At 39.9% G+C, this 26,302-nt stretch carries 31 protein-coding genes; 6 read left to right on the top strand and 25 right to left on the bottom strand.

Annotated elements, in window-relative coordinates:
- Window positions 1-26: 26 nt before the first annotated feature.
- The 17 genes from rpsD to MTCD1_RS06825 all read right to left on the bottom strand — a co-directional run bounded on the left by rpsD (window position 27) and on the right by MTCD1_RS06825 (window position 8,722).
- Window positions 27-647, bottom strand: coding sequence for a 30S ribosomal protein S4 (gene rpsD, locus MTCD1_RS06905; RefSeq protein ID WP_057179579.1), 621 nt, complete (start codon window positions 645-647; stop codon window positions 27-29).
- A 31-nt stretch (window positions 648-678) separates the two neighbouring features.
- On the bottom strand, window positions 679-1,068 hold the full coding sequence (rpsK, locus tag MTCD1_RS06900) for a 30S ribosomal protein S11 (RefSeq protein ID WP_057179578.1): 390 nt from the start codon (window positions 1,066-1,068) through the stop codon (window positions 679-681).
- Between the two features lie 13 nt (window positions 1,069-1,081).
- On the bottom strand, window positions 1,082-1,438 hold the full coding sequence (gene rpsM, locus MTCD1_RS06895) for a 30S ribosomal protein S13 (RefSeq protein WP_057179577.1): 357 nt from the start codon (window positions 1,436-1,438) through the stop codon (window positions 1,082-1,084).
- 152 nt (window positions 1,439-1,590) lie between these two features.
- Window positions 1,591-1,704 (bottom strand): 50S ribosomal protein L36, encoded by a 114-nt coding sequence (rpmJ, locus tag MTCD1_RS06890; protein ID WP_081967783.1) that lies wholly within the window; start codon window positions 1,702-1,704, stop codon window positions 1,591-1,593.
- A 30-nt stretch (window positions 1,705-1,734) separates the two neighbouring features.
- The gene (gene secY / locus MTCD1_RS06885) at window positions 1,735-3,072 is read right to left on the bottom strand and encodes a preprotein translocase subunit SecY (protein ID WP_057179576.1); all 1,338 of its coding nucleotides are present in this window, start codon (window positions 3,070-3,072) and stop codon (window positions 1,735-1,737) included.
- Window positions 3,073-3,078: 6 nt separating this feature from the next.
- Complete coding sequence (gene rplO, locus MTCD1_RS06880; protein ID WP_057179575.1) at window positions 3,079-3,513, bottom strand: 50S ribosomal protein L15; 435 nt, start codon at window positions 3,511-3,513, stop codon at window positions 3,079-3,081.
- 2 nt (window positions 3,514-3,515) lie between these two features.
- Window positions 3,516-3,695 (bottom strand): 50S ribosomal protein L30, encoded by a 180-nt coding sequence (rpmD, locus tag MTCD1_RS06875; protein ID WP_057179574.1) that lies wholly within the window; start codon window positions 3,693-3,695, stop codon window positions 3,516-3,518.
- Between the two features lie 6 nt (window positions 3,696-3,701).
- A complete protein-coding gene (gene rpsE / locus MTCD1_RS06870) occupies window positions 3,702-4,211 on the bottom strand; it encodes a 30S ribosomal protein S5 (RefSeq protein ID WP_019026709.1) in 510 nt (169 codons plus the stop codon).
- A gap of 9 nt (window positions 4,212-4,220) precedes the next feature.
- Window positions 4,221-4,574 (bottom strand): 50S ribosomal protein L18, encoded by a 354-nt coding sequence (gene rplR, locus MTCD1_RS06865; RefSeq protein WP_057179573.1) that lies wholly within the window; start codon window positions 4,572-4,574, stop codon window positions 4,221-4,223.
- Window positions 4,575-4,583: 9 nt separating this feature from the next.
- Window positions 4,584-5,117 carry a 50S ribosomal protein L6 gene (gene rplF, locus MTCD1_RS06860; protein ID WP_057179572.1) on the bottom strand — a complete coding sequence of 178 codons (534 nt, stop codon included), beginning with the start codon at window positions 5,115-5,117 and terminating at the stop codon, window positions 4,584-4,586.
- A 10-nt stretch (window positions 5,118-5,127) separates the two neighbouring features.
- Window positions 5,128-5,517: a 30S ribosomal protein S8 gene (gene rpsH / locus MTCD1_RS06855; protein ID WP_088568923.1), complete on the bottom strand. Its 390-nt coding sequence runs from the start codon at window positions 5,515-5,517 to the stop codon at window positions 5,128-5,130.
- Window positions 5,518-5,536: 19 nt separating this feature from the next.
- On the bottom strand, window positions 5,537-5,842 hold the full coding sequence (rpsN, locus tag MTCD1_RS06850; RefSeq protein WP_057179570.1) for a 30S ribosomal protein S14: 306 nt from the start codon (window positions 5,840-5,842) through the stop codon (window positions 5,537-5,539).
- 4 nt (window positions 5,843-5,846) lie between these two features.
- Window positions 5,847-6,392, bottom strand: a complete 546-nt coding sequence (gene rplE / locus MTCD1_RS06845; RefSeq protein WP_057179569.1) for a 50S ribosomal protein L5 — start codon at window positions 6,390-6,392, stop codon at window positions 5,847-5,849.
- Window positions 6,393-6,404: 12 nt separating this feature from the next.
- The gene (gene rplX, locus MTCD1_RS06840; protein ID WP_057179568.1) at window positions 6,405-6,719 is read right to left on the bottom strand and encodes a 50S ribosomal protein L24; all 315 of its coding nucleotides are present in this window, start codon (window positions 6,717-6,719) and stop codon (window positions 6,405-6,407) included.
- 12 nt (window positions 6,720-6,731) lie between these two features.
- On the bottom strand, window positions 6,732-7,100 hold the full coding sequence (gene rplN / locus MTCD1_RS06835; RefSeq protein WP_057179567.1) for a 50S ribosomal protein L14: 369 nt from the start codon (window positions 7,098-7,100) through the stop codon (window positions 6,732-6,734).
- A 273-nt stretch (window positions 7,101-7,373) separates the two neighbouring features.
- Window positions 7,374-7,811: a D-aminoacyl-tRNA deacylase gene (gene dtd / locus MTCD1_RS06830; RefSeq protein ID WP_057179566.1), complete on the bottom strand. Its 438-nt coding sequence runs from the start codon at window positions 7,809-7,811 to the stop codon at window positions 7,374-7,376.
- The gene (locus MTCD1_RS06825) at window positions 7,808-8,722 is read right to left on the bottom strand and encodes a virulence factor BrkB family protein (RefSeq protein WP_082606402.1); all 915 of its coding nucleotides are present in this window, start codon (window positions 8,720-8,722) and stop codon (window positions 7,808-7,810) included. The genes dtd and MTCD1_RS06825 overlap by 4 nt, the downstream gene beginning before the upstream one ends.
- A 109-nt stretch (window positions 8,723-8,831) precedes the next feature.
- Between MTCD1_RS06825 and MTCD1_RS06820 the strand changes: the two genes are divergently transcribed.
- On the top strand, window positions 8,832-9,050 hold the full coding sequence (locus tag MTCD1_RS06820) for a hypothetical protein (protein WP_057179565.1): 219 nt from the start codon (window positions 8,832-8,834) through the stop codon (window positions 9,048-9,050).
- Window positions 9,051-9,083: 33 nt separating this feature from the next.
- Here the strand turns inward: MTCD1_RS06820 and MTCD1_RS06815 are convergent, their stop codons facing one another.
- The 4 genes from MTCD1_RS06815 to MTCD1_RS06800 form a co-directional block, all read right to left on the bottom strand.
- Window positions 9,084-9,266 carry a hypothetical protein gene (locus tag MTCD1_RS06815; RefSeq protein ID WP_057179564.1) on the bottom strand — a complete coding sequence of 61 codons (183 nt, stop codon included), beginning with the start codon at window positions 9,264-9,266 and terminating at the stop codon, window positions 9,084-9,086.
- A 454-nt stretch (window positions 9,267-9,720) separates the two neighbouring features.
- Entirely contained in the window at window positions 9,721-11,538 is a 1,818-nt protein-coding gene (typA, locus tag MTCD1_RS06810; RefSeq protein WP_057179563.1) for a translational GTPase TypA, read from the bottom strand.
- Between the two features lie 290 nt (window positions 11,539-11,828).
- Window positions 11,829-13,355 (bottom strand): S10 family peptidase, encoded by a 1,527-nt coding sequence (locus MTCD1_RS06805; RefSeq protein ID WP_057179562.1) that lies wholly within the window; start codon window positions 13,353-13,355, stop codon window positions 11,829-11,831.
- Between the two features lie 241 nt (window positions 13,356-13,596).
- The gene (locus MTCD1_RS06800; RefSeq protein ID WP_057179561.1) at window positions 13,597-15,621 is read right to left on the bottom strand and encodes a methyl-accepting chemotaxis protein; all 2,025 of its coding nucleotides are present in this window, start codon (window positions 15,619-15,621) and stop codon (window positions 13,597-13,599) included.
- 189 nt (window positions 15,622-15,810) lie between these two features.
- Between MTCD1_RS06800 and MTCD1_RS06795 the strand changes: the two genes are divergently transcribed.
- From MTCD1_RS06795 to MTCD1_RS06775, 5 genes are all read left to right on the top strand, one after another.
- Window positions 15,811-17,289, top strand: coding sequence for a COG3014 family protein (locus MTCD1_RS06795; RefSeq protein ID WP_057179560.1), 1,479 nt, complete (start codon window positions 15,811-15,813; stop codon window positions 17,287-17,289).
- A 34-nt stretch (window positions 17,290-17,323) separates the two neighbouring features.
- A complete protein-coding gene (locus MTCD1_RS06790) occupies window positions 17,324-17,827 on the top strand; it encodes a YcfL family putative periplasmic lipoprotein (RefSeq protein WP_231732948.1) in 504 nt (167 codons plus the stop codon).
- A gap of 107 nt (window positions 17,828-17,934) precedes the next feature.
- Complete coding sequence (lpoB, locus tag MTCD1_RS06785; protein ID WP_057179559.1) at window positions 17,935-18,537, top strand: penicillin-binding protein activator LpoB; 603 nt, start codon at window positions 17,935-17,937, stop codon at window positions 18,535-18,537.
- Window positions 18,538-18,568: 31 nt separating this feature from the next.
- A complete protein-coding gene (locus MTCD1_RS06780; protein WP_057179558.1) occupies window positions 18,569-19,051 on the top strand; it encodes an outer membrane lipoprotein in 483 nt (160 codons plus the stop codon).
- Window positions 19,052-19,414: 363 nt separating this feature from the next.
- Window positions 19,415-19,870, top strand: coding sequence for an REP-associated tyrosine transposase (locus tag MTCD1_RS06775; RefSeq protein ID WP_057179557.1), 456 nt, complete (start codon window positions 19,415-19,417; stop codon window positions 19,868-19,870).
- Window positions 19,871-20,221: 351 nt separating this feature from the next.
- Here the strand turns inward: MTCD1_RS06775 and pgi are convergent, their stop codons facing one another.
- The 4 genes from pgi to MTCD1_RS06755 all read right to left on the bottom strand — a co-directional run bounded on the left by pgi (window position 20,222) and on the right by MTCD1_RS06755 (window position 25,761).
- On the bottom strand, window positions 20,222-21,844 hold the full coding sequence (gene pgi, locus MTCD1_RS06770; protein ID WP_057179556.1) for a glucose-6-phosphate isomerase: 1,623 nt from the start codon (window positions 21,842-21,844) through the stop codon (window positions 20,222-20,224).
- A 225-nt stretch (window positions 21,845-22,069) separates the two neighbouring features.
- Window positions 22,070-22,951: a UTP--glucose-1-phosphate uridylyltransferase GalU gene (gene galU / locus MTCD1_RS06765; RefSeq protein WP_057179555.1), complete on the bottom strand. Its 882-nt coding sequence runs from the start codon at window positions 22,949-22,951 to the stop codon at window positions 22,070-22,072.
- 22 nt (window positions 22,952-22,973) lie between these two features.
- Window positions 22,974-23,990 carry an NAD-dependent epimerase gene (locus tag MTCD1_RS06760; RefSeq protein ID WP_057179554.1) on the bottom strand — a complete coding sequence of 339 codons (1,017 nt, stop codon included), beginning with the start codon at window positions 23,988-23,990 and terminating at the stop codon, window positions 22,974-22,976.
- A 604-nt stretch (window positions 23,991-24,594) separates the two neighbouring features.
- Entirely contained in the window at window positions 24,595-25,761 is a 1,167-nt protein-coding gene (locus tag MTCD1_RS06755) for a nucleotide sugar dehydrogenase (RefSeq protein ID WP_057179553.1), read from the bottom strand.
- Window positions 25,762-26,302 lie beyond the last annotated feature (541 nt).

Below are 26,302 nucleotides of genomic sequence, written 5' to 3'. Positions count from 1 at the left end.
ATGTCCTCTCTTAAAGTGCAACTTTACTATTTAGAGTAAAGTTCAACAATCAACTGTTCATTAATTTCGGCAGACAAATCAGAACGATCTGGAAGACGTTTAAAAATGCCTTCAAGCTTCTTAGTATCTACTTCAACCCAAAGTGGCTTCTCACGTTGATCAGCTAATTCTAAAGCAGCGATAATACGCGCTTGAGTTTTAGACTTCTCACGAACAGAAACAGTATCTTCAGCTTTAACAGTGAAAGATGGAATATTAACTACTCCGCCGTTTACCACGATAGCCTTATGGCTAACTAATTGACGAGCTTCAGCACGAGTGCTGGCATAACCCATACGGTAAACTACGTTATCTAAACGCGTTTCTAAAAGCTGTAACAAGTTTTCACCTGTGTTACCTTTTTGACGTGCTGCTTCTTTGTAGTAATTACTGAATTGTTTTTCTAGTACGCCATAAATACGACGAACTTTTTGTTTTTCACGAAGTTGAACACCGTAGTCAGACAAACGACCGCGACGGGCGCCATGTTGACCTGGTATTGTTTCGATTTTACATTTAGTGTCAATTGCTCTAACACCACTTTTAAGGAACAAATCTGTTCCTTCGCGGCGACAAAGTTTTAACTTAGGACCTAAATATCTAGCCATTTTCTTTCTCCAACTATCCTAAAAAATGCGATTAAACGCGACGTTTCTTAGGAGGACGACAACCATTATGAGGAATTGGTGTAACGTCAGTAATGTTGGTGATTTTAAAACCAGCAGCATTTAGGGCACGGATAGCAGATTCACGACCTGGACCTGGACCTTTAACGAAAACTTCAATATTCTTCAAGCCAAACTCTTTTGCAGCAGCGCCTGCGCGGTCTGCAGCAACTTGTGCAGCAAACGGAGTAGATTTACGTGAACCACGGAAACCTGAACCACCTGCAGTCGCCCAAGATAAAGCATTACCTTGGCGGTCTGTAAGAGTCACGATTGTGTTGTTAAAAGAGGCGTGGATATGAGCCATGCCATCGACAACTTGTTTTTTTACGCGTTTACGCGAACGAACTGGTGTTTTTGCCATTGTCTAGTTCCTCTTACTTCCTAATTGGCTTACGAGGACCTTTACGGGTGCGCGCATTTGTTTTAGTGCGTTGACCACGTAGAGGAAGACTACGACGGTGACGGATGCCACGGTAACAACCTAAATCCATAAGACGTTTAATGTTCATTGAAACTTCACGGCGCAAATCACCTTCTACGGTAAATTTGTCCACTTCAGCGCGAAGCAAATCAATTTTTGCTTCGTCTAATTCACTGATCTTCGTTGATTCAGCGATACCAGTTGCTGCACAGATTGCTTTCGCACGTGTAGCTCCGATACCGTAAATCGCAGTAATGGCGATTACTGCATGCTTACGATCAGGGATGTTAATGCCAGCGATACGGGCCACTAACACATCTCCTATTAATAATTAAAATTACTTGGTTGGAAAGCCCGTTAGGATACCCAACCATTCTCTTTTTACTGTAAATCGAAACGGCATTATACAGAATCCTCCGCATAATGCCAGTTCTAAAAGATTTGAGTTAATATCAGACGATATTAACCTTGTCTTTGTTTGTGCTTTGGTTCAATACAAAGAACGCGAATCACGCCTTTACGTTTTACCACTTTACAATTACGACAAATCTTTTTTACGGATGCACGTACTTTCATTTTATACTCCGTTAACTTATCAAGCTCAGTCTAACGACTATAGCCTTTCAAGTTTGCTTTTTTAAGTACATTGTCATATTGATGAGACATCAAATGCGTTTGTACTTGTGCCATAAAATCCATAATCACAACCACGATAATCAATAACGATGTACCGCCGAAGTAGAACTGTACGTCCCACGCCATGATCATAAACTGTGGAACCAAACAGACAAAGGTAATATACGCCGCACCACATAGGGTTAAACGAGTCATCACTTTATCAATATATTTGGATGTTTGTTCACCTGGACGAATCCCTGGAATGAACGCACCTGACTTTTTCAAGTTATCTGCTGTTTCACGCGGATTGAAAACCAATGCCGTGTAAAAGAAACAGAAGAATATTATTGCTGCTGCTAACATGAAAACATATAAAGGTTGCCCTGGCGACATCGCCTGAGAAACACCTTGTAAGAAATCAGCTACCGGGCCATCTCCTTGTCCAAACCAGCTCGCAAGCGTGCCAGGGAACAAGATAATGCTTGAGGCAAAGATTGGTGGGATTACACCCGCCATATTCACTTTCAAGGGTAAATGCGTGCTTTGCGCGGCAAAAACCTTACGGCCTTGTTGGCGCTTAGCGTAGTTAACAACAATACGTCGTTGACCACGTTCCACAAATACTACTAAGAAAGTTACTGCAAATACCACAACGCCAATTAGCAATAATACTAATAAGTGCAATTCACCTTGACGCGCCGATTCAGCTAATTGACCTAGAGCTGAAGGCATACCAGCAACAATACCCGCGAAAATAATAATCGAAATACCATTACCGATACCACGTTCAGTAATTTGCTCACCTAACCACATTAAAAACATGGTACCAGTAACCAAACTAACCACTGCGGTGAAATAGAAACTAAAACCAGCATTAATTACTAGGCCTTGCATCATATCCGGTAAACTTCTGGAAATCGCTATCGCTTGAACTGTTGCTAGCACTAAAGTGCCGTAGCGTGTGTATTGACTAATTTTACGTCGTCCAGCTTCACCTTCTTTTTTCAATTCTGCCATTGCCGGGTGCATAACCGTAAGCAATTGCATAATAATAGAAGCTGAAATGTACGGCATAATTCCAAGTGCCAATACTGAGGCTCGCTCAAGTGCACCACCGGAGAACATGTTAAACATTTCTACGATAGTGCCCTTTTGTTGATCAAATAACTGAGCTAATACAGCGGCGTCAATACCAGGGATTGGCACAAAAGACCCTAAACGAAGCACTACTAATGCAACGAATACGAACCATAATCTTTGTTTTAGCTCAGACAAACCGCCTGCGCCTTTACTTCCTTTTTGAGAAGCCATTCCTGGTGTAGCCATAATGTACTATTCCTCTACTTTGCCACCAGCAGCTTCAATAGCTGCTTGTGCGCCTTTAGTTACTGCAATGCCACGTAATGTAATTGGACGAGTAAGCTCGCCAGATAACATAACTTTTACAGCTATGATATTACGTGTAATTAGACCAGCGTCTTTAAGTGCGTGAATGTCAACAACATCACCTTTAACTAGGTTTAATTCATGTAAACGTATTTCAGCGCGAACTAAAGATTTACGTGAAGTAAAACCAAATTTAGGTAAACGTTGTTTCAATGGCATTTGACCACCTTCAAAACCTGGACGGACACTACCGCCAGAACGAGACTTCTGACCTTTATGACCACGACCACCAGTTTTACCGATGCCTGAACCAATACCACGACCACAGCGCTTTTTAGCTTTGTGAGATCCCGGTGCAGGGGATAAAGTATTTAAATGCATAATTAATCCTCCACCTTAACCATGTAGTAAACCTTGTTGATCATGCCACGGATAGAAGGTGTATCTTCTAATTCAACTGTATGGTTGATGCGACGTAGACCTAGGCCTTTTAATGTAGCTCTATGTTTCGGTAAACGACCGATAGAACTTTTTATTTGAGTTACTTTAACTGTTTTAGACATGCTCAATTACCCCAAAATTTCTTTAACGCTTTTGCCACGTTTAGCTGCCATATCTTTTGGTGAATGCATATTCACTAAAGCTGAAACAGTAGCGCGAACTACGTTGATTGGGTTAGTAGAACCGTATGCTTTTGACAATACGTTCTGAACGCCTGCAACTTCAAGTACTGCACGCATCGCGCCACCGGCGATGATACCTGTACCGTCAGAGGCTGGTTTCATGAAAACTTTAGAACCAGAATGCTTGCCAGTAATAACATGCTGAAGAGTAGTACCCTTCAAGTCAATCGTTACTATATTACGGTGCGCTTTTTCCATTGCTTTTTGGATTGCAGCAGGCACTTCACGTGCTTTACCGTAACCAAAACCAACACGCCCATTGCCATCACCAACTACTGTTAGTGCGGTGAAACTGAAAATACGACCACCTTTAACCACTTTTGAAACGCGGTTAACTGCGATTAGCTTTTCAGCCATATCACTTTGTTGTGAGTTTTCTTGCTTATGATTAGCCATTATAACCCCCTAGAACTGAAGACCAGCTTCACGAGCTGCTTCTGCTAACGCTTTCACGCGACCATGATAAAGGAAACCAGAGCGATCAAAAGCTATCTTAGAGATACCTTTTGCTACAGCACGTTCAGCGAGAGCTTTACCTACTGCAGTTGCTGCGGCAACATTACCAGTTTTTTCAATTTGAGCAGCAACTTCTTTGTCTAAAGTAGACGCAGATGCGATTACTTCAGAACCAGTTGGTGCGATCAATTGAGCGTAAATGTGACGAGGAGTACGGAATATAACTAAACGATTCGCACCCAACTCGCTAATTTTTGCACGAGCGCGTCTAGCGCGGCGCAAACGAGATGTTTTCTTATCCATAGTGTTACCCTACTTCTTCTTAGCTTCTTTACGACGAACATTTTCGTTAAGATAACGAATACCTTTACCTTTATAAGGCTCAGGTTTACGGTATGCACGAATGTTCGCAGCGGTTTGGCCAACTAAATGCTTATCACAACCTTTCAGTGTGATTTCAGTTTGGCTAGGAGTTTCACAAGTTATTCCTTCAGGAATAGTATGTTTGATTGGGTGTGAAAAACCTAAAGATAAGTCTAAAGACTTACCAGCAGCTTTGGCACGGTAACCAACACCTTGTAAAACTAATTTCTTTTCATAACCTTTACTAACACCTTCAACCATATTATTGATTAAAGCACGGGTAGTACCGGCTTGAGCCCAAGCTTGTTTATGTTCACATGCGATAGTAACTTTGATTTGGTTGTCTTCTTGAGAAACCGCAACAAACTTATGAATCGTACGTGATAATTCACCTACTGGACCTTTAACTGTAATGTCTTGACCTGATAACGTAATGGTAACGCCAGCAGGAACAACGACAGGTGTTTTTGCAACACGAGACATATTATTCTCCTTACTCTACGAAACCAAGAACTTCACCGCCAATACCCGCAGAGCGAGCGGCACGATCCGTCATCAAACCTTTAGAAGTCGAAATAATCGCAATACCCATGCCAGCAAGAACTTTAGGAAGTTCATCACAGCTTTTGTATATACGAAGACCAGGACGTGAAACACGTTTGATCACTTCAATTACTTCTTTACCTTCAAAATATTTCAATACCACATCTAACTGAGGTTTAGCATCAGTTGATACTGAAAAACTTGAAATATAACCTTCATCTTTAAGTAAGTTGGCAATTGCAACTTTTAACTTAGAAGATGGCATTGCTACTGCAACTTTTGCTGCAGATTGACCGTTGCGGATGCGTGTAAACATGTCCGCGATAGGATCAGTCATCATAACCATTTACTCCCGTGAATTACCAACTAGCTTTCTTAAGACCTGGAACTTCACCACGCATCATGGTTTCGCGTAATTTAATACGGCTTAAACCAAATTTACGTAAGAAACCATGTGGACGTCCAGTAATACTACAACGGTTACGTTGACGACTACTGCTCGAATCACGAGGTAAACTTTGAAGTTTCAATACAGCATCCCAGCGTTCTTCATCAGAAGAATCGGTACCTGAGATGATTGCTTTTAACGCAGCACGCTTTTCAGCATATTTTGCTACTAGCTTGGTTCTTTTAGCTTCACGAGCTTTCATTGACGTTTTAGCCATAACTCTACACCTTCTTCTGGAACGGGAAATTAAAGGCAGACAGTAAAGCTAGTCCTTCTTCATCATCTTTCGCGCTAGTAGTAATAGTGATATCTAAACCGCGAATTTTATCGATTTTATCGTAATCGATTTCAGGGAAGATAATTTGCTCACGAACGCCCATGCTGTAGTTACCACGACCATCAAATGACTTAGGATTTAAGCCACGAAAGTCACGGATACGTGGAATTGAAATAGAGATAAAACGCTCTAAAAATTCCCACATACGCTCGCCGCGTAGAGTTACTTTTGTACCAATAGGGTAGCCTTCACGAATTTTGAAGCCCGCAACTGATTTGCGTGCAACTGTCGTTAGCGGCTTTTGCCCTGAGATTGCAGTAAGATCATTTGTGGCGTGCTCTAACACTTTCTTGTCAGAAATAGCTTCACCAACACCCATGTTAAGGGTGATCTTTTCAATCCGAGGGACTTGCATGACACTTTTATAACCAAATTGCTTTTGCAATTCGGCTACAACTGTATCTTTATAAAAATCATGCAGTTTCGCCATCGTTTACTCCAATTAAATTAATTCGTTGTTAGATTTGAAAAAACGAACTTTTTTGCCGTCTTCAATTCTAAAACCAACACGATCTGCTTTACCCGTTGCTGGGTTAACAATCGCTACGTTGGAAACTTGTAAAGGTGCTTCTTTTTCAATGATGCCACCAGGCTGCTGTAACTGAGGTGCAGGCTTAGTGTGTTTCTTGATTAAGTTAATACCTTCTACGAATACTTTACCGTTTTCAACAAGAACTTTAGTGACTTTACCAGTCTTACCCTTGTCTTTGCCAGCAAGTATAATTACTTCATCATCACGACGAATCTTAGATGCCATTATCGTGACTCCTTATAGTACTTCAGGTGCTAATGATACGATCTTCATAAATTTTTCATTACGAAGTTCACGTGTCACAGGCCCGAAGATACGAGTACCAATTGGCTGTAATTTTGCGTCTAGCATTACAGCCGCGTTTTCATCAAAACGGATGGAAGAACCATCTGAACGACGAACACCTTTCTTAGTGCGCACCACTACCGCAGTTAACACATCACCTTTTTTAACTTTACCACGAGGACTTGCTTCCTTGACGGCAATTTTGATGATGTCTCCAATGCGTGCATAGCGACGGTGCGAGCCACCAAGAACCTTTATACATTGAACACGCTTAGCGCCACTGTTATCAGCAACATTCAGCTGTGATTGCATTTGGATCATTGATTTTTTGCTCCACTGTTATCTTCCTTGTAAATTTTGTGAAAACACAAAAGAAACAATAAGATAAATTAAAATTCAAGGCCAGAAATTGACCCGTCACTGCCTTATGAAAGACCCCCCGTTGCGCTTAGAATGTAGACATAAATGCCACCACTCAAACTTAACGGGCGCGAGATTATAACACCACTAATACAAAAGTGATAGTTTAATTAGCTAAAAAACGAGCAGTAGAGAAAAAGCGGTAATGCTAGATAGCTTTAAGGCTTTAAAGCCTTAAAGCCTTAAAGTGAATGTCACCGGGCCATCATTTACCAAGGCAACTTTCATATCAGCAGCAAACTCCCCCGTTGGTGCCTTAAAGCCTTGTTGACGTAATTGATGGACAAAATACTGGTACAAGGTTTTACTTAACTCAGGTTTTGCTACCGTGGAAAAACTAGGTCGCAATCCTGAATTGGTATCTGCCGCCAGAGTAAATTGCGAGACCACTAAGATATCCCCGCCAACTTGTTTGACATTTATATTCATTTTGTCATTTTCATCATTAAAAATACGATAACCGGCAACACGCTCGGCTAAACGCTTGGCCTTAACTTCATTATCCTCAGGCTCTATTGCCAGGAAAATCAATAAACCTTGGTTAATCTGGCCAATAATGTGGTTATCAACGGTAACGCTGGCCTGACTGACACGCTGTAACAAAGCTATCATTTCATTTGCTCTTCATTTATAGGTGGTAAATTTTCTTCGTTAGGTTTTTGCTCTTTTAACCCTTGCTCTTTTAATAAAGGGTACTCTTGTAATGATACCGTGATCAAGGCGCCCACCAGTACCACTAGCCAAGAAACATAAACCCATAAAAACAGAATAGGGATAGTGGCCAAGGCACCATAAATCACTTGGTAAGAAGGAAATTCCGTTATATATAAGGCAAAGGCTTTTTTAGCTATTTCAAATAAAACACCGGCAACAAAGGCGCCCGATAAAGCAAACTTAAATGGCACCGCTTTATTAGGCACCGCCATATAAAGGATAACAAAGGCTATTATGGAAGAGAGTAATGGCAATATACGTAACAGCACATCAAACAAACCTAAAACATCATACTCATCAACCGCAACTATCGACACTAGATACGATGATAACGCAATACTAGCACCAACCAGTATTGGCCCTAAAGTGAGTACCATCCAATACATGGCAAATGAAGTTATTGTCCGGCGTTTATCCGTGACTCGCCAAATTTTATTAAAGGTATTATCAATGGTAGAAATGAGTAATAGTGCGGCGACAAACAAAAATGAGATAGCGACAGCCGACATTTTTGAGGCATTAGCGACAAAACCCGTTAAATACTGCTGCACCACATCTCCCGCGGCAGGGACAAAGTTTTGATAAACAAACTGCTCCACAGTCTGCTGCAGTTCAGCAAAGAGTGGAAATGCTGTCATTACCGATAACATTACCACGACCAAGGGCACTAATGACATTAAACAAACATAGGATAAATACCCGGCGACCACCTGTATTTGTTCGCGTTTAATTCGGCGAATAAAATAAAAAATAACGCCCTTATGTTTATGCCACAACTTACTAATTACTGTTTCTTTAAATAAACTCATATTTGTTAACAATTTACTGATTTGCTCAAGGTTAACCATATATTAAGATAGAGGTAATCAATTTGCTAGCATGATGCTAGTAGACAGTGAATTAACAGGGGAGTATTAGATGGCAATTCAAGGTTCAGCGGGCAATGTCATTGCCGCTATTTGTAATGTCTTTTTTCCAGGCTTGGGGCAACTAGTACAAGGCAGGTTTATAGCAGCAATAATTTTTGCCATTGTTTGTGTGGTTGGTTATGCCCTCTGGTGGATGGTGATTCCAGCAATTATTGCTGGAATATTTCACTTATGGTCAATCATAGATGCAGCTACTTACAAAAACTAACATTAATAACGCTTTGCTTGATAGGAAATCCTATCAACCAAAGTGAGTAGCGGCAATAAAACTAACCTGCTCATTTTTAGTTATTGGCTCTGCGTCATCATAACGGTTAATTTCCGCCAATAAAGCTGAAAGTTGCTGTATTTGTTGTGGGTTAGCTTTACCTTGACTGAAAATTTGGCTTAGCTCTTGCAATTGTTTTAATTGTGCTGGGGACATAATCCAATTCCTTTTGTTGGGAAATAAAGCAGTACCTTATTTGCTGCTGATTAACACTAAGCGTAGTTACAAAAAAACAACTCTGCCGCTTTATTTTTAAAGCATAAGTAACAAAATATTAATATAGTCTTAACTTGATTGTATTTAAACCTACTAAACAGTCACTTAGCAAAAGTACAACTCGCCCATGATTGATTAGACTACAACAATTGCGAGATGTCTTACAGGAATGACAAAGGTTTAAAAGAAGGTTTGCTCGTTAAATACGGATTAGTGACGTTTAAAGTCATTGCCTAGACATGCTGTTTTCGTGACACCCGTACATCCTGTATTACCTTTAGATATACGCTTTTTGTCGTCCTGACACCGCGACATACCGTACATCCTGTACATAAAAAAACGCCTAGTACTTTCGTAATAGGCGTTTTTTAATTTTCTTACAGGTGGTCAATAATTACTTAATTGATCTGCCATCACGTTTACGTTCATTCTCTTTTAAGAACTTCTTACGTATACGAATATTCTTAGGTGTTACTTCAACCAACTCATCGTTATCAATAAACTCTAATGCTTGCTCTAAAGTCATATTGATTGCTGGAGTTAAGGTTTGTGCTTCATCAGTACCTGAAGAACGTACATTAGTTAACTGCTTGCCTCTAAGTACGTTAACCGTTAAATCGTTATCACGGCTATGAATACCAACAATTTGACCTTCATACACTTCAACACCATGACCAATCATCATACGGCCACGAGATTGTAAGTTAAAGATAGCGTTAGTCAGTGCTTTACCAGTAGCGTTAGCAACCATTACACCATTTTTACGTTGGCCAATTTCACCACCCTTATGAGGACCATATTCGAAGAATGTATGGTAAATCAAACCAGAGCCTGAAGTCATGGTCATAAATTCAGTTTGGAAACCGATTAAACCACGACTTGGCATGATGAAGTCCATGCGAATACGACCCGTACCATCAGGTGCCATATCCGTTAATTCAGCTTTACGGATACCCATTGTTTCCATGACAGCACCCTGATGTTGCTCTTCAACATCAATAGTTACCGTTTCATAGGGTTCTTGTAATTCGCCATCAATTTCACGAACAATGACTTCAGGACGAGATACCGCTAGCTCAAAACCTTCACGACGCATGTTTTCAATTAAAATACCTAAATGAAGCTCACCACGACCTGATACTTTAAATTTATCAGGATCTGGTAGTTCCTCAACACGTAATGCTACGTTATGGACTAATTCTTTATCTAGACGCTCTTTAATATTACGTGAAGTAACATACTTACCTTCTTTACCACAAAATGGTGAAGTATTTACTTGGAAAGTCATGTTGATAGTCGGTTCATCAATAGATAGCGCAGGTAAACCTTCAACATCGGTCGGACAACAAACCGTATCCGAAATTTTCAACTCACCTAAACCAGTAACAGCAACAATATCACCCGCAAAACCTTCAGGCATGTCATAACGTTCTAGACCTAAGTAACCAAATACTTTACCAACTCTGGCGTTATGTATACCGCCGTTTGCAAGTTTAACCGTTACTTGTTGATTTGGTTTAACACTACCACGTTGAATGCGACCAACACCGATTACACCCAGGTATGAGCTATAATCAAGTTGTGAAATTTGCATTTGGAAAGAGCCGTCAGGTTCTACATTAGGCACAGGTACTTCTGCGATAATAGTATCAAATAAAGGACTCATATCCGTACCAATGACACCTTCTTCAAGAGAAGCCCAACCATTGATTGCTGAAGTGTAAACAACTTTAAAGTCTAGTTGTTCATCCGTAGCACCAAGTTTATCAAATAAGTCGAACACTTGATCCATAACCCAATCAGGGCGAGAACCTGGCTTATCAACTTTATTGATAACAAGAATTGGTTTTAAACCTTGAGCAAAGGCTTTCTTCGTCACAAAACGCGTTTGCGGCATAGGGCCTTCTTGTGCATCAACAATCAATAGTACAGAATCGACCATTGACATTACACGCTCTACTTCACCACCAAAATCGGCATGACCAGGAGTATCAACAATATTTATACGGTAGTCGCCCCAGTTAACAGCGGTATTTTTAGCTAAAATAGTGATACCACGTTCTTTTTCAATATCATTTGAATCCATAACACGTTCGCCATGGCCTCCACGTGAATCTAAAGTACCTGATTGCTCAAGTAATTTATCAACTAAAGTGGTTTTTCCGTGGTCAACGTGGGCAATAATTGCCACATTTCTTAATTTATCTAACACTGGCTTTACTCGCTGTTACTATCGTTTATCGCTACTTCAGCGGATTAACGAAATAGGGCTATAATTTTGCGCGCATTATACAGATATTTAGGCTAAAAAGGAATCAATATCCGCTTTTATTAATTATAATAGTGGCTCTTTTATATCATAAAGTGGGCTATTGTTTTTTTGGAAATAATGTAGCCTAGTGCTGATAAACCCCTCAAGCTAATCCACCCCTCAAGAGGCATAAAAAGAGCCTACTGAATTAACTCAGTAAGCTTTTTTTAAAATGAACTTTAACGGGTAAATTAATACTTAGCGGCTTGCCCTTTAGCCGGTAAGCTTTGTTTAATAAACTGACGAATATCTTCATTAGCTTGTCGTAAATCTTCATGGCGTAAATACATCATATGGCCACTTTCATAACCTTTAAATGACAACCTGTCTTTCATCAAACCACTGGGATCTAATTGCCATAAAGTATATTTTGCATCGAAGTAATTAGTGGCACCGTCAAAGTAACCTGATTGAATCATCACGTGTAAGTAAGGGTTTTGCGCCATAGCAAAGCGTAGCCCTTCGCCGGTGTTATTACCGGTACGATCCCATGGGTGAACATCACCAAACATGTTATATTTAATGTCAGTTTTATACTGTAACTCTTCTCGTAAATAATAGTTAATCGCCGGAGTAAAACTGTGCAACCAAGAGCTTAATTCCGCATTATAATCAGGGCTAGCGCCAGCGACTTTTTTATCTATGCCTAAATAACGCGAATCTAAACGACCAATAGTTTGTTTTCTGTCACGTAATAATTCTTTCCAAAAAAAACGGTTATCTACATCTAAGTTATTATTAATAACGGCGCTCACCGATAAACCAGAGTACTGGGCTACTTGCTCAGCGATGTGCTGTTTCTCTTTTGCTGAGATAAAACCGCCTTTTACTAAAGCGGGTAAATACTCACTGAGGGTAAACTGCTCTACTTCTACCAGTAGTTCAGTTAACCGTTTTTGCTGCAGCGCTGGTGTAAGCGCTTGGTGATACCAAGCAGCAGCGGCAAAGTAAGGCAATCGATTCGCCGCTTTGACCGGACCATCGCGTTTAATACCAATATCCGTTGGCGAAACCAAAATCACGCCATTAACGTACATCCACTGACGCGACTGTAATTCTTTCGCCAAACCAGCAACACGGGTAGTGCCATAACTTTCACCAATTAAATATTTAGGTGAACGCCAGCGGTTATTGCGACTGACAAAGGTATTAAGCCATTCAGCTAAGTATTTAACATCGGCATTGACGCCAAAGAACATTTTCTTTTGTTGTTCTTTACTGGGCATTTTACCGTCTTTATCGGGTAATACCCGTGAATAACCGGTATTAACTGGGTTAACAAAAACAATATCAGCAACATCTAAAATGGAATAAGGATTGGTTTTTACGCCATAAGGTTGTAGCGGGTAACCTTCATTATCGACATTGAGTACTTTCGGGCCAGTATAGGCAACATGCATCCAAACCGAAGCAGAGCCTGGACCGCCATTAAATGAAATCAACAGTGGCCGTGTTGCGCTATCTTTTATATCACTGCGTTGATAATAGGTATAAAACAAACTGGCAATTGGCTGGCCGTCTTTATCCCACACCGGCTGTGTACCCGTGGTGGCAGTATATTTAAATTTTTTGCCATTGACCTTAGTGCTGTGTTTAGTGACATTTTTCTCATCAATAGCTAATTTACGCTGATATTGGTTTTCAGTACTCGCCAATACCGATTGCACACCAGGTAAACTTAAGGAAATACTTAATAGGACAACTAATATTTTATTCATTAAATTCCACTTGTTATTTTAATCACGTTAAGCTAAAAGCAGCTCTGTCGCACTTAGGCAGCTAAGAGGCTTATTAACGGGTAACTTACCGTGAAGTTAGCATAAATCATATCAAACTACGTTAAAACGAAGGGGAAATAGGTTCAAATGCGTTGCCTGACATTTTTTGAATAAAAACAAGGGTCAACTTGAAAAACCTTACCAGTTAATGACTGCTATCGTTTGTTGTAAAAGCACTTAACTAAGAAACTTTGAAGGTACCAATAGCATCATCTAACTTAGTCGCTAGTTCAGCAACTTGCCTACTATAGCCCAAGGTCGAAGACGACAAGTCACTGCTTTGCTGGCCTAAATCAACCACAGCATCAATGCTCTGTTTTATATCATGACTTAAGCCATTTTGCTGGGTAGCTGACTGCGATATATCTTGGCTCATGACATGCATTTCCTCTATCGCTTGATTGATTAAGGACAATATTGCCAATAGCTCTACCGTATGTTCTTGACAGTTACTTGCTTCATTCTTTCCTTGAATAATATCTGCTACTGCTGTTTTTGTTTGCTCTTGTAACGACTCAATCATGACTTGAATTTCATCGGCCGATGCCTGGGTTCTACTAGCCAATAAACGTACTTCATCAGCAACCACGGCAAAACCTCGACCAGACTCTCCTGCCCTTGCGGCCTCTATCGCCGCATTTAATGCCAACAAATTTGTCTGTGCTGAAATACTTTTAATAACGTCTAATATACCGCTAATATCGAGAGATTTTTGCTGTAAAATAGCCATAACCGCTGAAGTATTATCTAACCTATTGGTTAAATTTTTCATGCGTTCATTGGTAAGTTTGGCAATATTTTCAAGTTTATTACTTTGCGCCATGGCATCAGTCATTTTTTGTTCGGCATTGGTCGCTTTTTGCAAAATATTTTGCGCACTCAGCTCTAAATCATTGGTTTGTGCAGTAGCTTGCATGATGGTTTCTTGTTGCAATGATAACGAAGAAGTCACCTGAGCGGTTTTCTCGCTTGATTGTTCGGCGGCATTGTTGAGTAAATGGGTATAGTTAGAGATATCGGTAATTAAGGTGGTTAAATCGGCAACAACTAAATTAACATTTTTTGACAGCTCACCATATTCATCATCTGATTGCACCCTTAACTGGCGCGATAGATCACCCTTGGCTATTTGCGCTAACACTTTGTTAATGCTTTTTAGTGGCCCTATCATGGTGCGAATAGTAATGGCGGCAATACCGGCACCGACCACAAACAAGACCAGGAAAATAATTATCGTTTCTCTATTGCCTTGCTCCACATGGTCAAATATATCGCCTTGCAATTGTGCTAAATTTTTCGTTAATATTTGCAGAAATATATCAATATCATCACTAGCACGCTTGATATGTTGCGCTGATTTTTTAAAAGCATGATTAAATAAATCACGCTGTTGCAGCTGTGAAATTTTCAAGGTGAATAAATTATTATCACTACGCAGCATCACCTTTGACTGGTTAAACTGCTCAATAAATTGCTCAATCAAGCCACCGGTATCATAATCTTCACCTAGGCGGCTTAAAAAGGTTAATAACTGAGTAATATTATCTAGACCAAAATCAATATCTTGCTGAGCCAGGCTGACTTCCTCAATACTCTTAATGCTCAGTATTACTTTAGTCGCATTGGTTACATTATATAAGTAACCTTCTATTTGACTAGCCGAGCCGATAATCGTATCTATCTGGCGCTGATTGTCGGCATCTTCTAAAAAGGATAGATCCCCCAAAATAGCACTGGCTTCATCTAAAATATTATAGAGCGACTTTTGCTGCTCAGTTAATTGTATGCTGGCATTTAGTTGTGCTTTTTTATGAGTAAACATTAAGGCAACGGATTGAGTATAAGCATGATAAGTAGTAGTAAAATGACTTAAATCATCAATAGCGGGAAAGTTAACCAGCATGCTAGTGATTAACTGACTGTTGTTAATGAGTAGTAAGTTTTGTTGAGCAAAGTTCTGTTCAATACGTTCAATGGCACTCACAGTCGGCTGACTGACAATTAACGCTTCCAGCTTGGCTTGTTTAAGCAATTGCTTTTGCACATTATTCGCATAACTTTGCAAGGGTAAAGCAAAATTATCAACTTTCGCCGTGGCCATTTTAATATCACTTAAAATGGCTACTGAACTAATACTAGAAAATAATAGTAATAGTAAAATAATGGCAAAACCTATGATAACCTTGTGACTAATTTTTAATGCCATATTTATACCTTACTTCATTAGCGTAACAGCCAAACTGGCAATTAAATCAATAATGTTATATCAGTATAGACAATAATAGCCAGCCTTTTTCAGCTGAAAGCCCTAGTACTAAACATTAGATTGCAATAACTTACACTTTTTATACAGCGAACGACTTGCTATCTAGTATGAACAAGATAAGCTAACAAAATGCTCAATACTTTTTTAAAAACATCCCTTTATATACTATTATCCCTTGGACTAAGCGGTTGTGCCAGCACTTCATTTAGTGACCTATTTAGTAACTATAACCAGCAAATGCAAAAGGTTAAAAGTGCTCAGCAACGTGGTGATTTTTCACAGGCACTGGCGTTAGTACCTGAGCGCAGTGAAAGTAACGGCACTTACAACTTAAGTTTATTAGAAAAAGCCCGTTTAGAGTTTTTAGCCAGCCAGCATCAACAAAGCCAGGAAGACTTTGCTCAAGTGTATCGACACGTTCAACAAGCAGAGCAAGCGGCTAAAATCCAACTGAGTCGAGGCTTAGAAAATATCGCCGCTGTCATCAGTAACGACAATGCCACCCGCTATGACATTCCCTACTATGAACAGAGTATGTTGCACAGCTACCAAGCATTAAATTACTTAAGTCAGCACGATTTATCCGGTGCCTTAGTAGAAATCAGACGGGCTAACTTGGTGCAGAATAAAGCGTTACGTGCGAACCAAAAAGCACTGTATGATAGTCAGCAAAAAATGGCAAACAAAGGCGTAAGTGCGGCCAGTTTAGCCAGTAAATATCCCTCAATGAGCACCGCTATTGGCGAGGTAAAAAATGGCTTTCAAAATGCCTACACCTTTTATTTATCCGGTGTGCTCTATGAAGCCGCAGGGCAAGCCAATGATGCCTATATAGATTATAAAAAGGCATTAGAAATATACCCAGGCAATGTCACGGTACAACAAGATGTTTGGCGTTTAGCTAACAGTCTTGCTATGGACAATGATATTCAGCTTTTTAAAAAACGCTTTGCCGATGACATCACTAAAGGCCTTTCTCAAGGTCATAGTCAAGGTTATAGTCAAGGCATCAGCCAAACAGCACAGCAAAAAAGCCCAAGCGGTCAGTTAGTTGTGCTAGTAGAGCAAGGCATTATCAATAGCAAACAAGAAGTTTCTATCCACCTGCCTATATTTACTAGCCATAACGATGTGCGCTTTTATAGTCTCGCCCTACCCCGATATCAAAATCGCTTGCGCCACTACTCAGGGCTATCATTAAGTTATCAAGGCAAACGCTATCAATCTCAAGAGATCGTGCGCCTGCAATCCCTAGCCGCCAAACAGCTGCAAGATGAAATGCCCGCCATTGTCACCAGACAAGTTATCCGCCTTATCGCCAAAGAAGAAATAAGGCAACAAATGAGCCGCAAAGGTGGTGACATCGGCAATATCCTCGCCGCCATTTATAATATTGCCTCAGAAAAAGCCGATACGCGCAGTTGGAGTACACTACCCGATAGCATACATATACTGCGCATGGATTTTGCCCCAGGTACACATGAAGTAGAAATGAACATCAATGGTAACAAACGCACGGTCACCTTTGAAATCAACGAAGGCAGGCAAACCTTAATAACATTAACCGCCATTGGTAATTACACTCATTATCAAAGTATAAACCTGTAAAGCAACGCCCAGTTAACAACATGGAGTATCAAAAATGAAAAGTAACATGATGACAGCTATTGCCGCGACAATTAACACAGCTAGGTCCACAATGATAAACAAACGCAGCTTGTTGTTAGTCGCAGCGTTGTCGACCACATTATTGCTTAGTGCTTGTAAAAATGTACCTCCCGTGACTTCAGGCATGGGCAGTGATCAAATCGCCCCAGGACAAAAATTCAGTAAACACTTACAGCTAGACAATGCTGAGTTAGGCAAAAAGCTCCATATAAGTGATATCAGATCACGAAGCCATAACGATTTACTCGAGATAAACCTATCACTCACCAGCACCTATAAAAAATCATTGCAGCTACAATATCAATTTCAATGGTTTGATAACGACGGTTTTGTCATTGAAGCGGGTAAAAGCCCTTGGCAATTCCTTGATTTACACGGTATGCAAACCGCAACCGTACCTGGCTTAGCTCCAACAACTAAGGTCGCTTCATTTAGCCTCTATGTGCGGGCAGTGCCGGAGAAATTTTTTAAATTTTAGTTCGTAACATTTAAAGCTGGCTACCCGACAAGACACCTAGGGTATGACGGCAATATAAACGCTTTAGCAATACCTAATTAACATTACCAATGTAAAAGGAAATTCAAATGAAAAAACTTATTATGATCACCAGTGTTGCCTTAACACTTACTCTTGTTGCCGGCTGTAGCAATAAATCCGTCGTACGTTATGGCGATGCCACCGCAGTAGAAACAACGGATATAAGTTTTGGCTCAACCGACTTACAAAAAGTTGCCAGTCAAATGACAGACTCCTTATTACTATCCCCTGTGGTTGGCACCTTAACCGCAAACTCTCGCCCTATTATTTTTGTTGAAAGTATCAAAAATAAAACCAGTGAACACATCGATACCGAATCAATCACTGATTCTATTGCGACTAAATTACTACGCTCAGGCAAATTTCGCTTTGTTGATATGGACCGTGTCGCCGCAGCCCGTAAACAACTAGAATTCCAACAAAACAGTGGCATGGTTGATACCAATAAAGCCATGCAATTAGGTAAACAAGTGGGCGCGCAATATATGCTTTATGGCAACTTAGCCAGCATTGTTAAGTCTAATAAAGATCAATCAGACGTTTATTACAAATTTACCTTACGGTTAATGGATCTAGAAAGTGGCCTAGTAGAATGGGCTGATGAAACAGAAATTCGTAAAACCAAAGAAAAAGAATTTGTTAGCTGGTAAGCAGCGACAAAGCACTAGCTAAGGAAAAACGATGAAATCGCTATTATTAACAAGTTTAACCCTATTGATGTTCTGCTTTAGTCCGTCAAGTTACGCTGACTATGACAGAAACAAAGCCGTACCGGTTGAAAAAGTACTTTTTGGTACGGTAATCTCGACTAGAAATATTAGTCAGCAAGAGTTGTTACAAGATAAAAATAGCGGTTGGAAAACCTTTGGTGGCGCATTGCTTGGCGGCGCCATTGGTAATCAATTTGGTAGTGGTAGTGGCCGTGATATAGCCACGGTACTAGGCGCGGTTATTGGTGGCTCTATTGCCAACAATCGTAGCCAAGATAAAACGGTAGTTATCCACCTAGTAGAATTAATGATAGAGCTTGATTGTGCCGAGCAACACTGCCAGCAATTTATGGTGATTCAAGACTATGATCAACAGATGGTCTTTCATCAGCAAGATGCGGTAAGAATGATTTACCTTGCCAACGGCAATGTCAGAATAGATAAACAGTTTTAATCTGTAGGCGGTAATTTGAACCCATAACCCGTACGCGGTAATTTAAACCTGTAGGCGGGAATTTATTCGCGCATCTCTTAGGAATTTATTCGCGCAGCACTTGAACTTATTCACGCTGTATCAGTTCACGTTGAACTCATTCACACTTTCTAAAAAGCGCGATTGAAATCCCGCCTACATACACCCGTAACCTGTAAGCGGGAACTTGTTCGCGCCAATACCTGTTCGCGATTTCAAAAATACACGATTTAAATCCCTACAAAAAGCGCGATTTAAATCCTACAAAAAGCGCGATTGAAATCCCGCCTACATAAAAATCCCAATGAACTAAACTTATACAACGATTAAATAAATGGAATTATTATGCGTCGCTCTCATCTTTTACGAAAAGGCAGAATATCTCAGCCTTTTCATTATTACGTTATAACGTGTATAACCAACAATAGAGAATGCCTTTTCACTGAGCTAGCAAGCGCACAACTAGTTATTCTTCAACTATTAAAACTCGAAGATGAGCAGGCTATCAAAACTATCTGCTATACACTAATGCCAGATCACCTACATTGGCAGTTTCAATTATTAGAAAAACATTCTCTAGCAGAAGTAATTAAACGTATGAAAGGACGAAGTGCGCAAGCGATCAACATACAAAAAAACAAACAAGGTAAAGTATGGCAAGCTGATTATTACGAACATCATATAAAGAGTGAAGATGATCTAATTAGTCAAGCAAGGTATATTGTTGCCAACCCCTTAAGAGCAGGCTTGGTTGACAATATTAGTGATTATGCCTTCTGGGATTGTATTTATTTAAAATAAAATGGAGATATCCCCGTACAATCATGCGCGATTTCAAAAATGCGCGATTGAAATCCCGTCTACATATACCCGTAACCCGTACGCGAGAATTTATTCGCGCTGGGTACTTGTTCGCGATTTAAAGAATAATAGAAACCTGTACACGCCTTCAAAAATGCGCGATTGAAATCCCGCCTACAAATGCCCCGTAAGCGGTAATTTGAAACCGTAGGCTACATATACCCGTAACCCGTACGCGGTAATTTAAACCCGTAGGCGGGAACTTGTTCGCGCTGGGGAGTTACCTACTCCGCTATTTCAATAACAGCATGATGCGATCAACTATCGCCAACCTTGTACTTAGTTCAATGCTTATGATTTATTAAGGGAAAGATTAAAACGTTTTATTAAGTTTTGGCTTGAGGCAGACAGCATCGATGTGTCTCCACCATTCATCGCTGACAAAATAATGTTCCCTAGTTGCTTTCCTAATTCAACGCCCCATTGATCAAAAGAATTCAACTGCCAAATAACACCTTGCACAAAAATTTTATGTTCATAAAGCGCAAGTAACCCGCCTAAGTTTTCAGGGGACATTTCGCCAAGTAATAAGGTATTACTTGGCGTGTTACCTTTCATTGTTTTATGAGCAGCAAGGCGAGAAATTTCTTCACTCGTAACACCAGCTGCGGCAAGTTCATCTTCAACTTCGGTTATTGTTTTACCGCGCATCAACGCTTCACTTTGTGCAAAACAATTAGCAACAAGTATTTGATGATGTGCTGGTAAGTCACTAGTCCCTTTCAAACAAACAATAAAATCAGTAGGAATAATTTCATCACTTTGATGCATCAATTGCATAAATGCATGTTGTGCGTTTGTACCTTCCTGACCAAAAACTATCGGCGCAGTTTTCCAAGCGAGCTTTTCGCCTGAATTTGACACAGATTTACCATTACTCTCCATATCTGTTTGTTGTAAGTAACCGGGTAAAGCCCGTAAAGAATGGTCATAGGGTAAAATAGCTAAGTTTGAGTACTGCAAGGCATTACGATTCCAAATACCTAGCAATGCCATCAACACGGGCATATTCTGCTCAAAGGGTGCGTTTTGAAAATGCTGATCCATCTCATAAGCACCTTGCTTGAGTTTTTTGAAATTTTCATTCCCTATAACTAATGCCAGCGGTAACGCTACAGCAGACCAAAGAGAAAAGCGTCCACCTACCCAATCCCACATAGGTAAAATATTTCTCTTTAAAAGACCAAACTCAGTAGCTTTAACAATATTAGTACTAACGGCAAACCATTGCTTTTCAATAATACTAGCGTCCGCAGAATTCTTAAGCATCCAGTTTTTAACGGCGAGTGCATTGAGCAGGGTTTCTTGAGTAGTAAATGTTTTAGAAATAACAACAACAAGCGTAGTAGCCGCGTTGAGCTTAGTTAACTTTTCTTCAACGGCTGCACCATCAACATTGGCGATAACATGGGCATTCAAACCCGTAATATGGAAAGGTGTTAACGCAGAAAGCGCCACTTTAATGCCGTAATAAGAGCCACCAATACCAATGGCAATAATATCGGTGAACTTTTCACCTGAGGCGGATAATAATGCCCCAGAGCTAATGTCATCAACAATCTCATGCATGTGCTGCTCAGTGGCAATAACTTCGTCAGCGTTAGCACCGAGTATTTTCCGTTTTATTTCATTAGGAGAGCGAAGAACGGTATGAAGTACTGCGCGATTTTCGGTGTTGTTAATCATTTCACCAGAGAACTGTGCTTTAATTTTATCTGCTAATTTCGACGTTGTAGCTAACTCAAAAAGTTGATTTAGCTCTTCGTTAGTAATATTTTGTTTAGAGAAATCGAGGTAAAGACCTGAAGTACTGATAGAATAATTTTCAACGCGGTCCGCATCACCAGAGAATAAAGAAATAATTGAGCGAGATTGTGCAACTTTTGATAATTGCGATAAAGAAGAAATATCCATATTTTTATTATTTATTATTTATTATTTATTAAGGAGTTAAACCTTGTAGATATAATCAAACTGTAAAGAGCTACTTATCTTGTGATACCACTAATAACAGTCACCTTGAACAAGCCACTACTTCCCTGAACCAAACGCCGTCATTCTGAGCGAGTTTAAAGCAGCAAACACAAACACCAGATACTGAAATAAAACCCAGGCTCTGGTGTAAGAAATCAGTCGTTTTTATGCCATCAATTCAGACAAATAAGCCCTAAAATCATCGCCTAACTCAGGGTGACGTAAACCATATTCAACATTCGCTTTCATATAACCAAGCTTAGAACCACAATCGTGTGATTTACCCGTCATATGAAACGCTTCTACGGTTTCAAGTTTCATTAACATAGCAATTGCATCGGTCAGTTGAATTTCATCGCCAGCACCAGGTGGAGTAAATTCTAACAAGTCCCAAATTTTCTCTGATAGAACATATCGCCCAACAACGGCTAAGTTAGAAGGCGCTTCATCTACAGGCGGCTTCTCCACTATGGCAGTCATCGATTTTGATTCACCTGGAGCAAGTTGGTGACCTTCACAATCCGCTACCCCATAATTACTCACCATTGCCATAGGAACGGGTTCAACCATAATTTGGCTATGGCCAACTTCATTAAAGCGAGCTAACATTGCTGCTAAATTTTCAGTTTTTAAATCACTGGTAGCATCATCTAAAATAACATCAGGTAACACCACAACAAAGGGTGAGTCACCAATGATTGGACGCGCTTTTAACACCGCATGACCTAGGCCTTTTGCTTCACCTTGACGTACATGCATAATAGTAACGCCCTTAGGGCATATAGCCTGAATTTCTTCGAGTAACTGACGTTTCACCCGATTTTCTAGGGTAGTTTCAAGTTCGAAAGATTTATCAAAGTGATTCTCAATGGCATTTTTAGAAGAGTGCGTCACTAAAACGATTTCTTTAATGCCAGCAGCAACACATTCATTCACTATGTATTGAATCATTGGTTTATCAACAATTGGCAACATTTCTTTTGGTATCGCTTTAGTAGCAGGTAGCATACGTGTACCTAAACCTGCGACAGGTATTACAGCTTTCATGTTATTCAACTTCCTCTGTCTGTTATATTTTATAAAAATCTTTAAACCAAGTGACAAACTCAGCAACACCCTCTTTTACTGTGATCTTAGGGGTATAATTTGTCACCTTAAACAAGTCTTGAGTATCAGCATAGGTTTGATAGACATCCCCAGCCTGCATTTCACGGAAATTTTTCTTCGCTTCAATGCCTAATTCATCTTCAATAGCTTTAACAAAGTCCATTAATCTAATCGGTGAGCCGTGACCAATATTATATATTGAATAGGGTGCTGAACTAGTAGCAGGGCTACCACTCTCAACTTTCCATTTATCATTACGCTGTGGAATTACATCGGCAATACGAATAACGCCTTCAACAATATCATTTACATGAGTAAAGTCACGCCACATATCACCATTATTATTAATGTCGATGGTATCGCCATTCAATATTTTTTTAGTGAAAATGTAAGGAGCCATATCAGGGCGACCCCATGAGCCATAAACAGTGAAAAATCGCAAACCTGTGGTGGGTATATTATATAAATGCGAATAGCTATGAGCCATTAATTCATTAGACTTTTTAGTCGCCGCATAAAGTGACACCGGGTGGTCAACCGTATCCGAGGTTGCAAAAGGAACTTTTGAATTTAAACCATACACAGAAGAAGATGATGCATAAATTAAATGCTGGACATTATTATGCCGACAGCCTTCTAAAATAGTTAAGTGCCCAATCAAGTTACTATCTGCATACGCCATTGGATTTTCGATAGAGTAACGTACACCCGCCTGTGCGGCTAAATGAATAACACGGTCAAATTTTTCATCACTAAACAGTGTTGCAATACCTGCTCTATCGGCTAAATCCATTTTAACAAACGTAAATAAACCAGACTCGACAAATTTATCTAAATTGGCTAAACGAGCATGCTTTAAACTGACTTCGTAATAATCGTTTAAATTGTCAAGCCCAACAACACTATGGCCTTGTTCACATAAACGTTGTGCAACAAAATGGCCAATAAAACCGGCCGCGCCGGTAACTAAATATTTCATTTCTCTTACCTTTTACTAAAATCATTCACGCGCGATTAAAATCCCGCCTACATATACCCGATAACCCCGTACGCGGTAATTTATAACCCGCCTACATACACCCGATAACCCGTACACGGCGATTGAAATTCCGCCTACATACACCCGTAACCTGTAGGCGGGAACTTGTTCGCGCTATTTCAAGAATAATGGGAACTTGTTCGCGCTAATACCTGTTCGCACCTACAAAATGTACGATTAAAAGCCATACATAAAAGCGTGATTAAAATCCCGCCTACATATACCCGATAACCCCGTACGCGGTAATTTATAACCCGCCTACATACACCCGATAACCCGTACACGGCGATTGAAATTCCGCCTACATACACCCGTAACCTGTAGGCGGGAACTTGTTCGCGCTATTTCAAGAATAATGGGAACTTGTTCGCGCTAATACCTGTTCGCACCTACAAAATGTACGATTGAAAGCCCTACATAAAAGCGCGATTAAAATCCCGCCTACATATACCCGCTAACCCCGTACGCGGCGATTAAAATCCCGCCTACATACGCCCGATAACCCCGTACACGGTAATTAAAATCCCGCCTACATATGCCCGGCTTAATCACTACCAAACAAGTCTCGAGTATAAACTTTATCAACGACATCTAATAATTCGTCAACCATACGGTTAGAGACAATTACATCCGACATGGCTTTAAATTCAGCTAAATCTTTAACCACTTTAGAATGGTAAAATTCATCGTCTTTAAGTACAGGTTCAAAAACAACAACCTCAATGCCTTTGGCTTTAATACGTTTCATAATACCTTGAATACTTGATGCTCTGAAATTATCAGAGCCCGTTTTCATAATTAAACGATAAATACCCACTATTTTAGGATTTTTAGCGATAATAGAATCGGCAATAAAATCTTTACGGGTACTATTAGCATCAACAATAGCGCTAATAATATTATTAGGCACGTCTTTATAATTAGCTCTAAGTTGCTTGGTATCTTTCGGTAAGCAATAACCGCCATAACCAAAAGAGGGGTTATTGTAATGAGAGCCTATACGAGGGTCTAAACTTACACCTTCAATAATATGTCGAGAATCTAAACCATGCACTTCCGCATAAGAGTCTAATTCATTAAAGAAGGCGACACGCATGGCAAGATAGGTATTAGAAAACAATTTAACCGCTTCGGCTTCAGTTGAGCGAACAAATAAAACCTCAATATCTTCTTTTACTGCCCCTTGTACCAGTAAGCCGGCAAATATGCGGGCACGCTCTGACTGCTCACCAATTATTATGCGCGAGGGATGTAAATTATCATAAAGTGCACTACCTTCTCGTAAGAACTCTGGCGAGAACATCAAGCCATCACAACCTAACTCTTCCCTAATACGATGAGTATAACCAACAGGTACGGTTGATTTAATCACCATAACCGCAGATGGGTTAATCGCCATCACATCTTTAATAACGGATTCAACCGATGAGGTATTAAAGTAATTGGTTTCAGGGTCATAATCAGTTGGCGTGGCGATAATGACATAGTCAGCACCGGCATACGCCAACTCTTTATCTAGCGTTGCAGTAAAATTCAGTTCCCGATTTAAAAGAAATTCTGATATTTCAACATCAACAATGGGTGACTCTCTACGATTTAACATTTCAATTTTTTCAGCAATAATATCAACGGCTACAACTTCATTGTGTTGCGCTAACAACATAGCATTTGATAAACCTACGTAACCTGTACCTGCAATAGCAATTTTCATAAATTCCGTCTCTGTTTCCGTTTCTAATTAGTCTTTGGTAACTCTATCACCGCTACCTGCGCCGGTAACAGTTTGAAGTATATATTTAAAATAATGTCTTAATGTCTAAGTAAAATCATTTACTTGCGCAAGACCTGTAATAGCGGTGACATATTAATCCTTTATTTTAAATAAGGGATTTACAATGATTGCTAGTTTAAAATGTTTATAAATATATTTCATCTAAAATAAAGGTATTTTATAAAAATCACAATATACCCAGACGAGTAATTGATGCATCTTTAATAACATCCTTAGCGTAAGCTCATGTACAACAGCTATCTACAATTAGCGGCATCTTTTTTGGCATAGCGTTAATAGCAAGAAACATTCGGCTTTCCAGCGCAACGATAGAAATTACAGTTTTTCATACTGAAGATGTCCCTTATAAATAATAACATTGAACAAAGATACAATATTGACAAAAGTTCTACAGCCAACTAACCTTTAAAATCCACACATGATAACCAGCCACGACCATCCACGTATCTAACTCCGCATT

Source organism: Colwellia marinimaniae (assembly GCF_002207865.1).
Taxonomy (GTDB): domain Bacteria; phylum Pseudomonadota; class Gammaproteobacteria; order Enterobacterales; family Alteromonadaceae; genus Colwellia; species Colwellia marinimaniae.
This window is presented reverse-complemented; position numbering and strand designations above follow the sequence as displayed.

What these genes read in the sequence shown, in the direction of transcription:
- pgi (WP_057179556.1), bottom strand. Translation starts at nt 21,844, where the DNA reads ATGGATATTTCTTCTTTATCGCAATTATCAAAAGTTGCACAATCTCGC.
- MTCD1_RS06825 (WP_082606402.1), bottom strand. Translation starts at nt 8,722, where the DNA reads ATGAGTTTATTTAAAGAAACAGTAATTAGTAAGTTGTGGCATAAACAT.
- rplF (WP_057179572.1), bottom strand. Translation starts at nt 5,117, where the DNA reads ATGTCTCGTGTTGCAAAAACACCTGTCGTTGTTCCTGCTGGCGTTACC.
- rpsH (WP_088568923.1), bottom strand. Translation starts at nt 5,517, where the DNA reads ATGATGACTGATCCTATCGCGGACATGTTTACACGCATCCGCAACGGT.
- MTCD1_RS06775 (WP_057179557.1), top strand. Translation starts at nt 19,415, where the DNA reads ATGCGTCGCTCTCATCTTTTACGAAAAGGCAGAATATCTCAGCCTTTT.
- MTCD1_RS06800 (WP_057179561.1), bottom strand. Translation starts at nt 15,621, where the DNA reads ATGGCATTAAAAATTAGTCACAAGGTTATCATAGGTTTTGCCATTATT.
- rpsK (WP_057179578.1), bottom strand. Translation starts at nt 1,068, where the DNA reads ATGGCAAAAACACCAGTTCGTTCGCGTAAACGCGTAAAAAAACAAGTT.
- rplO (WP_057179575.1), bottom strand. Translation starts at nt 3,513, where the DNA reads ATGCATTTAAATACTTTATCCCCTGCACCGGGATCTCACAAAGCTAAA.
- rpmD (WP_057179574.1), bottom strand. Translation starts at nt 3,695, where the DNA reads ATGTCTAAAACAGTTAAAGTAACTCAAATAAAAAGTTCTATCGGTCGT.
- MTCD1_RS06805 (WP_057179562.1), bottom strand. Translation starts at nt 13,355, where the DNA reads ATGAATAAAATATTAGTTGTCCTATTAAGTATTTCCTTAAGTTTACCT.
- MTCD1_RS06795 (WP_057179560.1), top strand. Translation starts at nt 15,811, where the DNA reads ATGCTCAATACTTTTTTAAAAACATCCCTTTATATACTATTATCCCTT.
- secY (WP_057179576.1), bottom strand. Translation starts at nt 3,072, where the DNA reads ATGGCTACACCAGGAATGGCTTCTCAAAAAGGAAGTAAAGGCGCAGGC.
- rplN (WP_057179567.1), bottom strand. Translation starts at nt 7,100, where the DNA reads ATGATCCAAATGCAATCACAGCTGAATGTTGCTGATAACAGTGGCGCT.
- rplX (WP_057179568.1), bottom strand. Translation starts at nt 6,719, where the DNA reads ATGGCATCTAAGATTCGTCGTGATGATGAAGTAATTATACTTGCTGGC.
- MTCD1_RS06760 (WP_057179554.1), bottom strand. Translation starts at nt 23,990, where the DNA reads ATGAAATATTTAGTTACCGGCGCGGCCGGTTTTATTGGCCATTTTGTT.
- lpoB (WP_057179559.1), top strand. Translation starts at nt 17,935, where the DNA reads ATGAAAAAACTTATTATGATCACCAGTGTTGCCTTAACACTTACTCTT.
- rpmJ (WP_081967783.1), bottom strand. Translation starts at nt 1,704, where the DNA reads ATGAAAGTACGTGCATCCGTAAAAAAGATTTGTCGTAATTGTAAAGTG.
- MTCD1_RS06755 (WP_057179553.1), bottom strand. Translation starts at nt 25,761, where the DNA reads ATGAAAATTGCTATTGCAGGTACAGGTTACGTAGGTTTATCAAATGCT.
- dtd (WP_057179566.1), bottom strand. Translation starts at nt 7,811, where the DNA reads ATGATAGCTTTGTTACAGCGTGTCAGTCAGGCCAGCGTTACCGTTGAT.
- rplR (WP_057179573.1), bottom strand. Translation starts at nt 4,574, where the DNA reads ATGGATAAGAAAACATCTCGTTTGCGCCGCGCTAGACGCGCTCGTGCA.
- MTCD1_RS06780 (WP_057179558.1), top strand. Translation starts at nt 18,569, where the DNA reads ATGAAATCGCTATTATTAACAAGTTTAACCCTATTGATGTTCTGCTTT.
- rpsE (WP_019026709.1), bottom strand. Translation starts at nt 4,211, where the DNA reads ATGGCTAATCATAAGCAAGAAAACTCACAACAAAGTGATATGGCTGAA.
- MTCD1_RS06790 (WP_231732948.1), top strand. Translation starts at nt 17,324, where the DNA reads ATGAAAAGTAACATGATGACAGCTATTGCCGCGACAATTAACACAGCT.
- MTCD1_RS06815 (WP_057179564.1), bottom strand. Translation starts at nt 9,266, where the DNA reads ATGTCCCCAGCACAATTAAAACAATTGCAAGAGCTAAGCCAAATTTTC.
- rpsD (WP_057179579.1), bottom strand. Translation starts at nt 647, where the DNA reads ATGGCTAGATATTTAGGTCCTAAGTTAAAACTTTGTCGCCGCGAAGGA.
- rpsN (WP_057179570.1), bottom strand. Translation starts at nt 5,842, where the DNA reads ATGGCTAAAACGTCAATGAAAGCTCGTGAAGCTAAAAGAACCAAGCTA.
- galU (WP_057179555.1), bottom strand. Translation starts at nt 22,951, where the DNA reads ATGAAAGCTGTAATACCTGTCGCAGGTTTAGGTACACGTATGCTACCT.
- MTCD1_RS06820 (WP_057179565.1), top strand. Translation starts at nt 8,832, where the DNA reads ATGGCAATTCAAGGTTCAGCGGGCAATGTCATTGCCGCTATTTGTAAT.
- rplE (WP_057179569.1), bottom strand. Translation starts at nt 6,392, where the DNA reads ATGGCGAAACTGCATGATTTTTATAAAGATACAGTTGTAGCCGAATTG.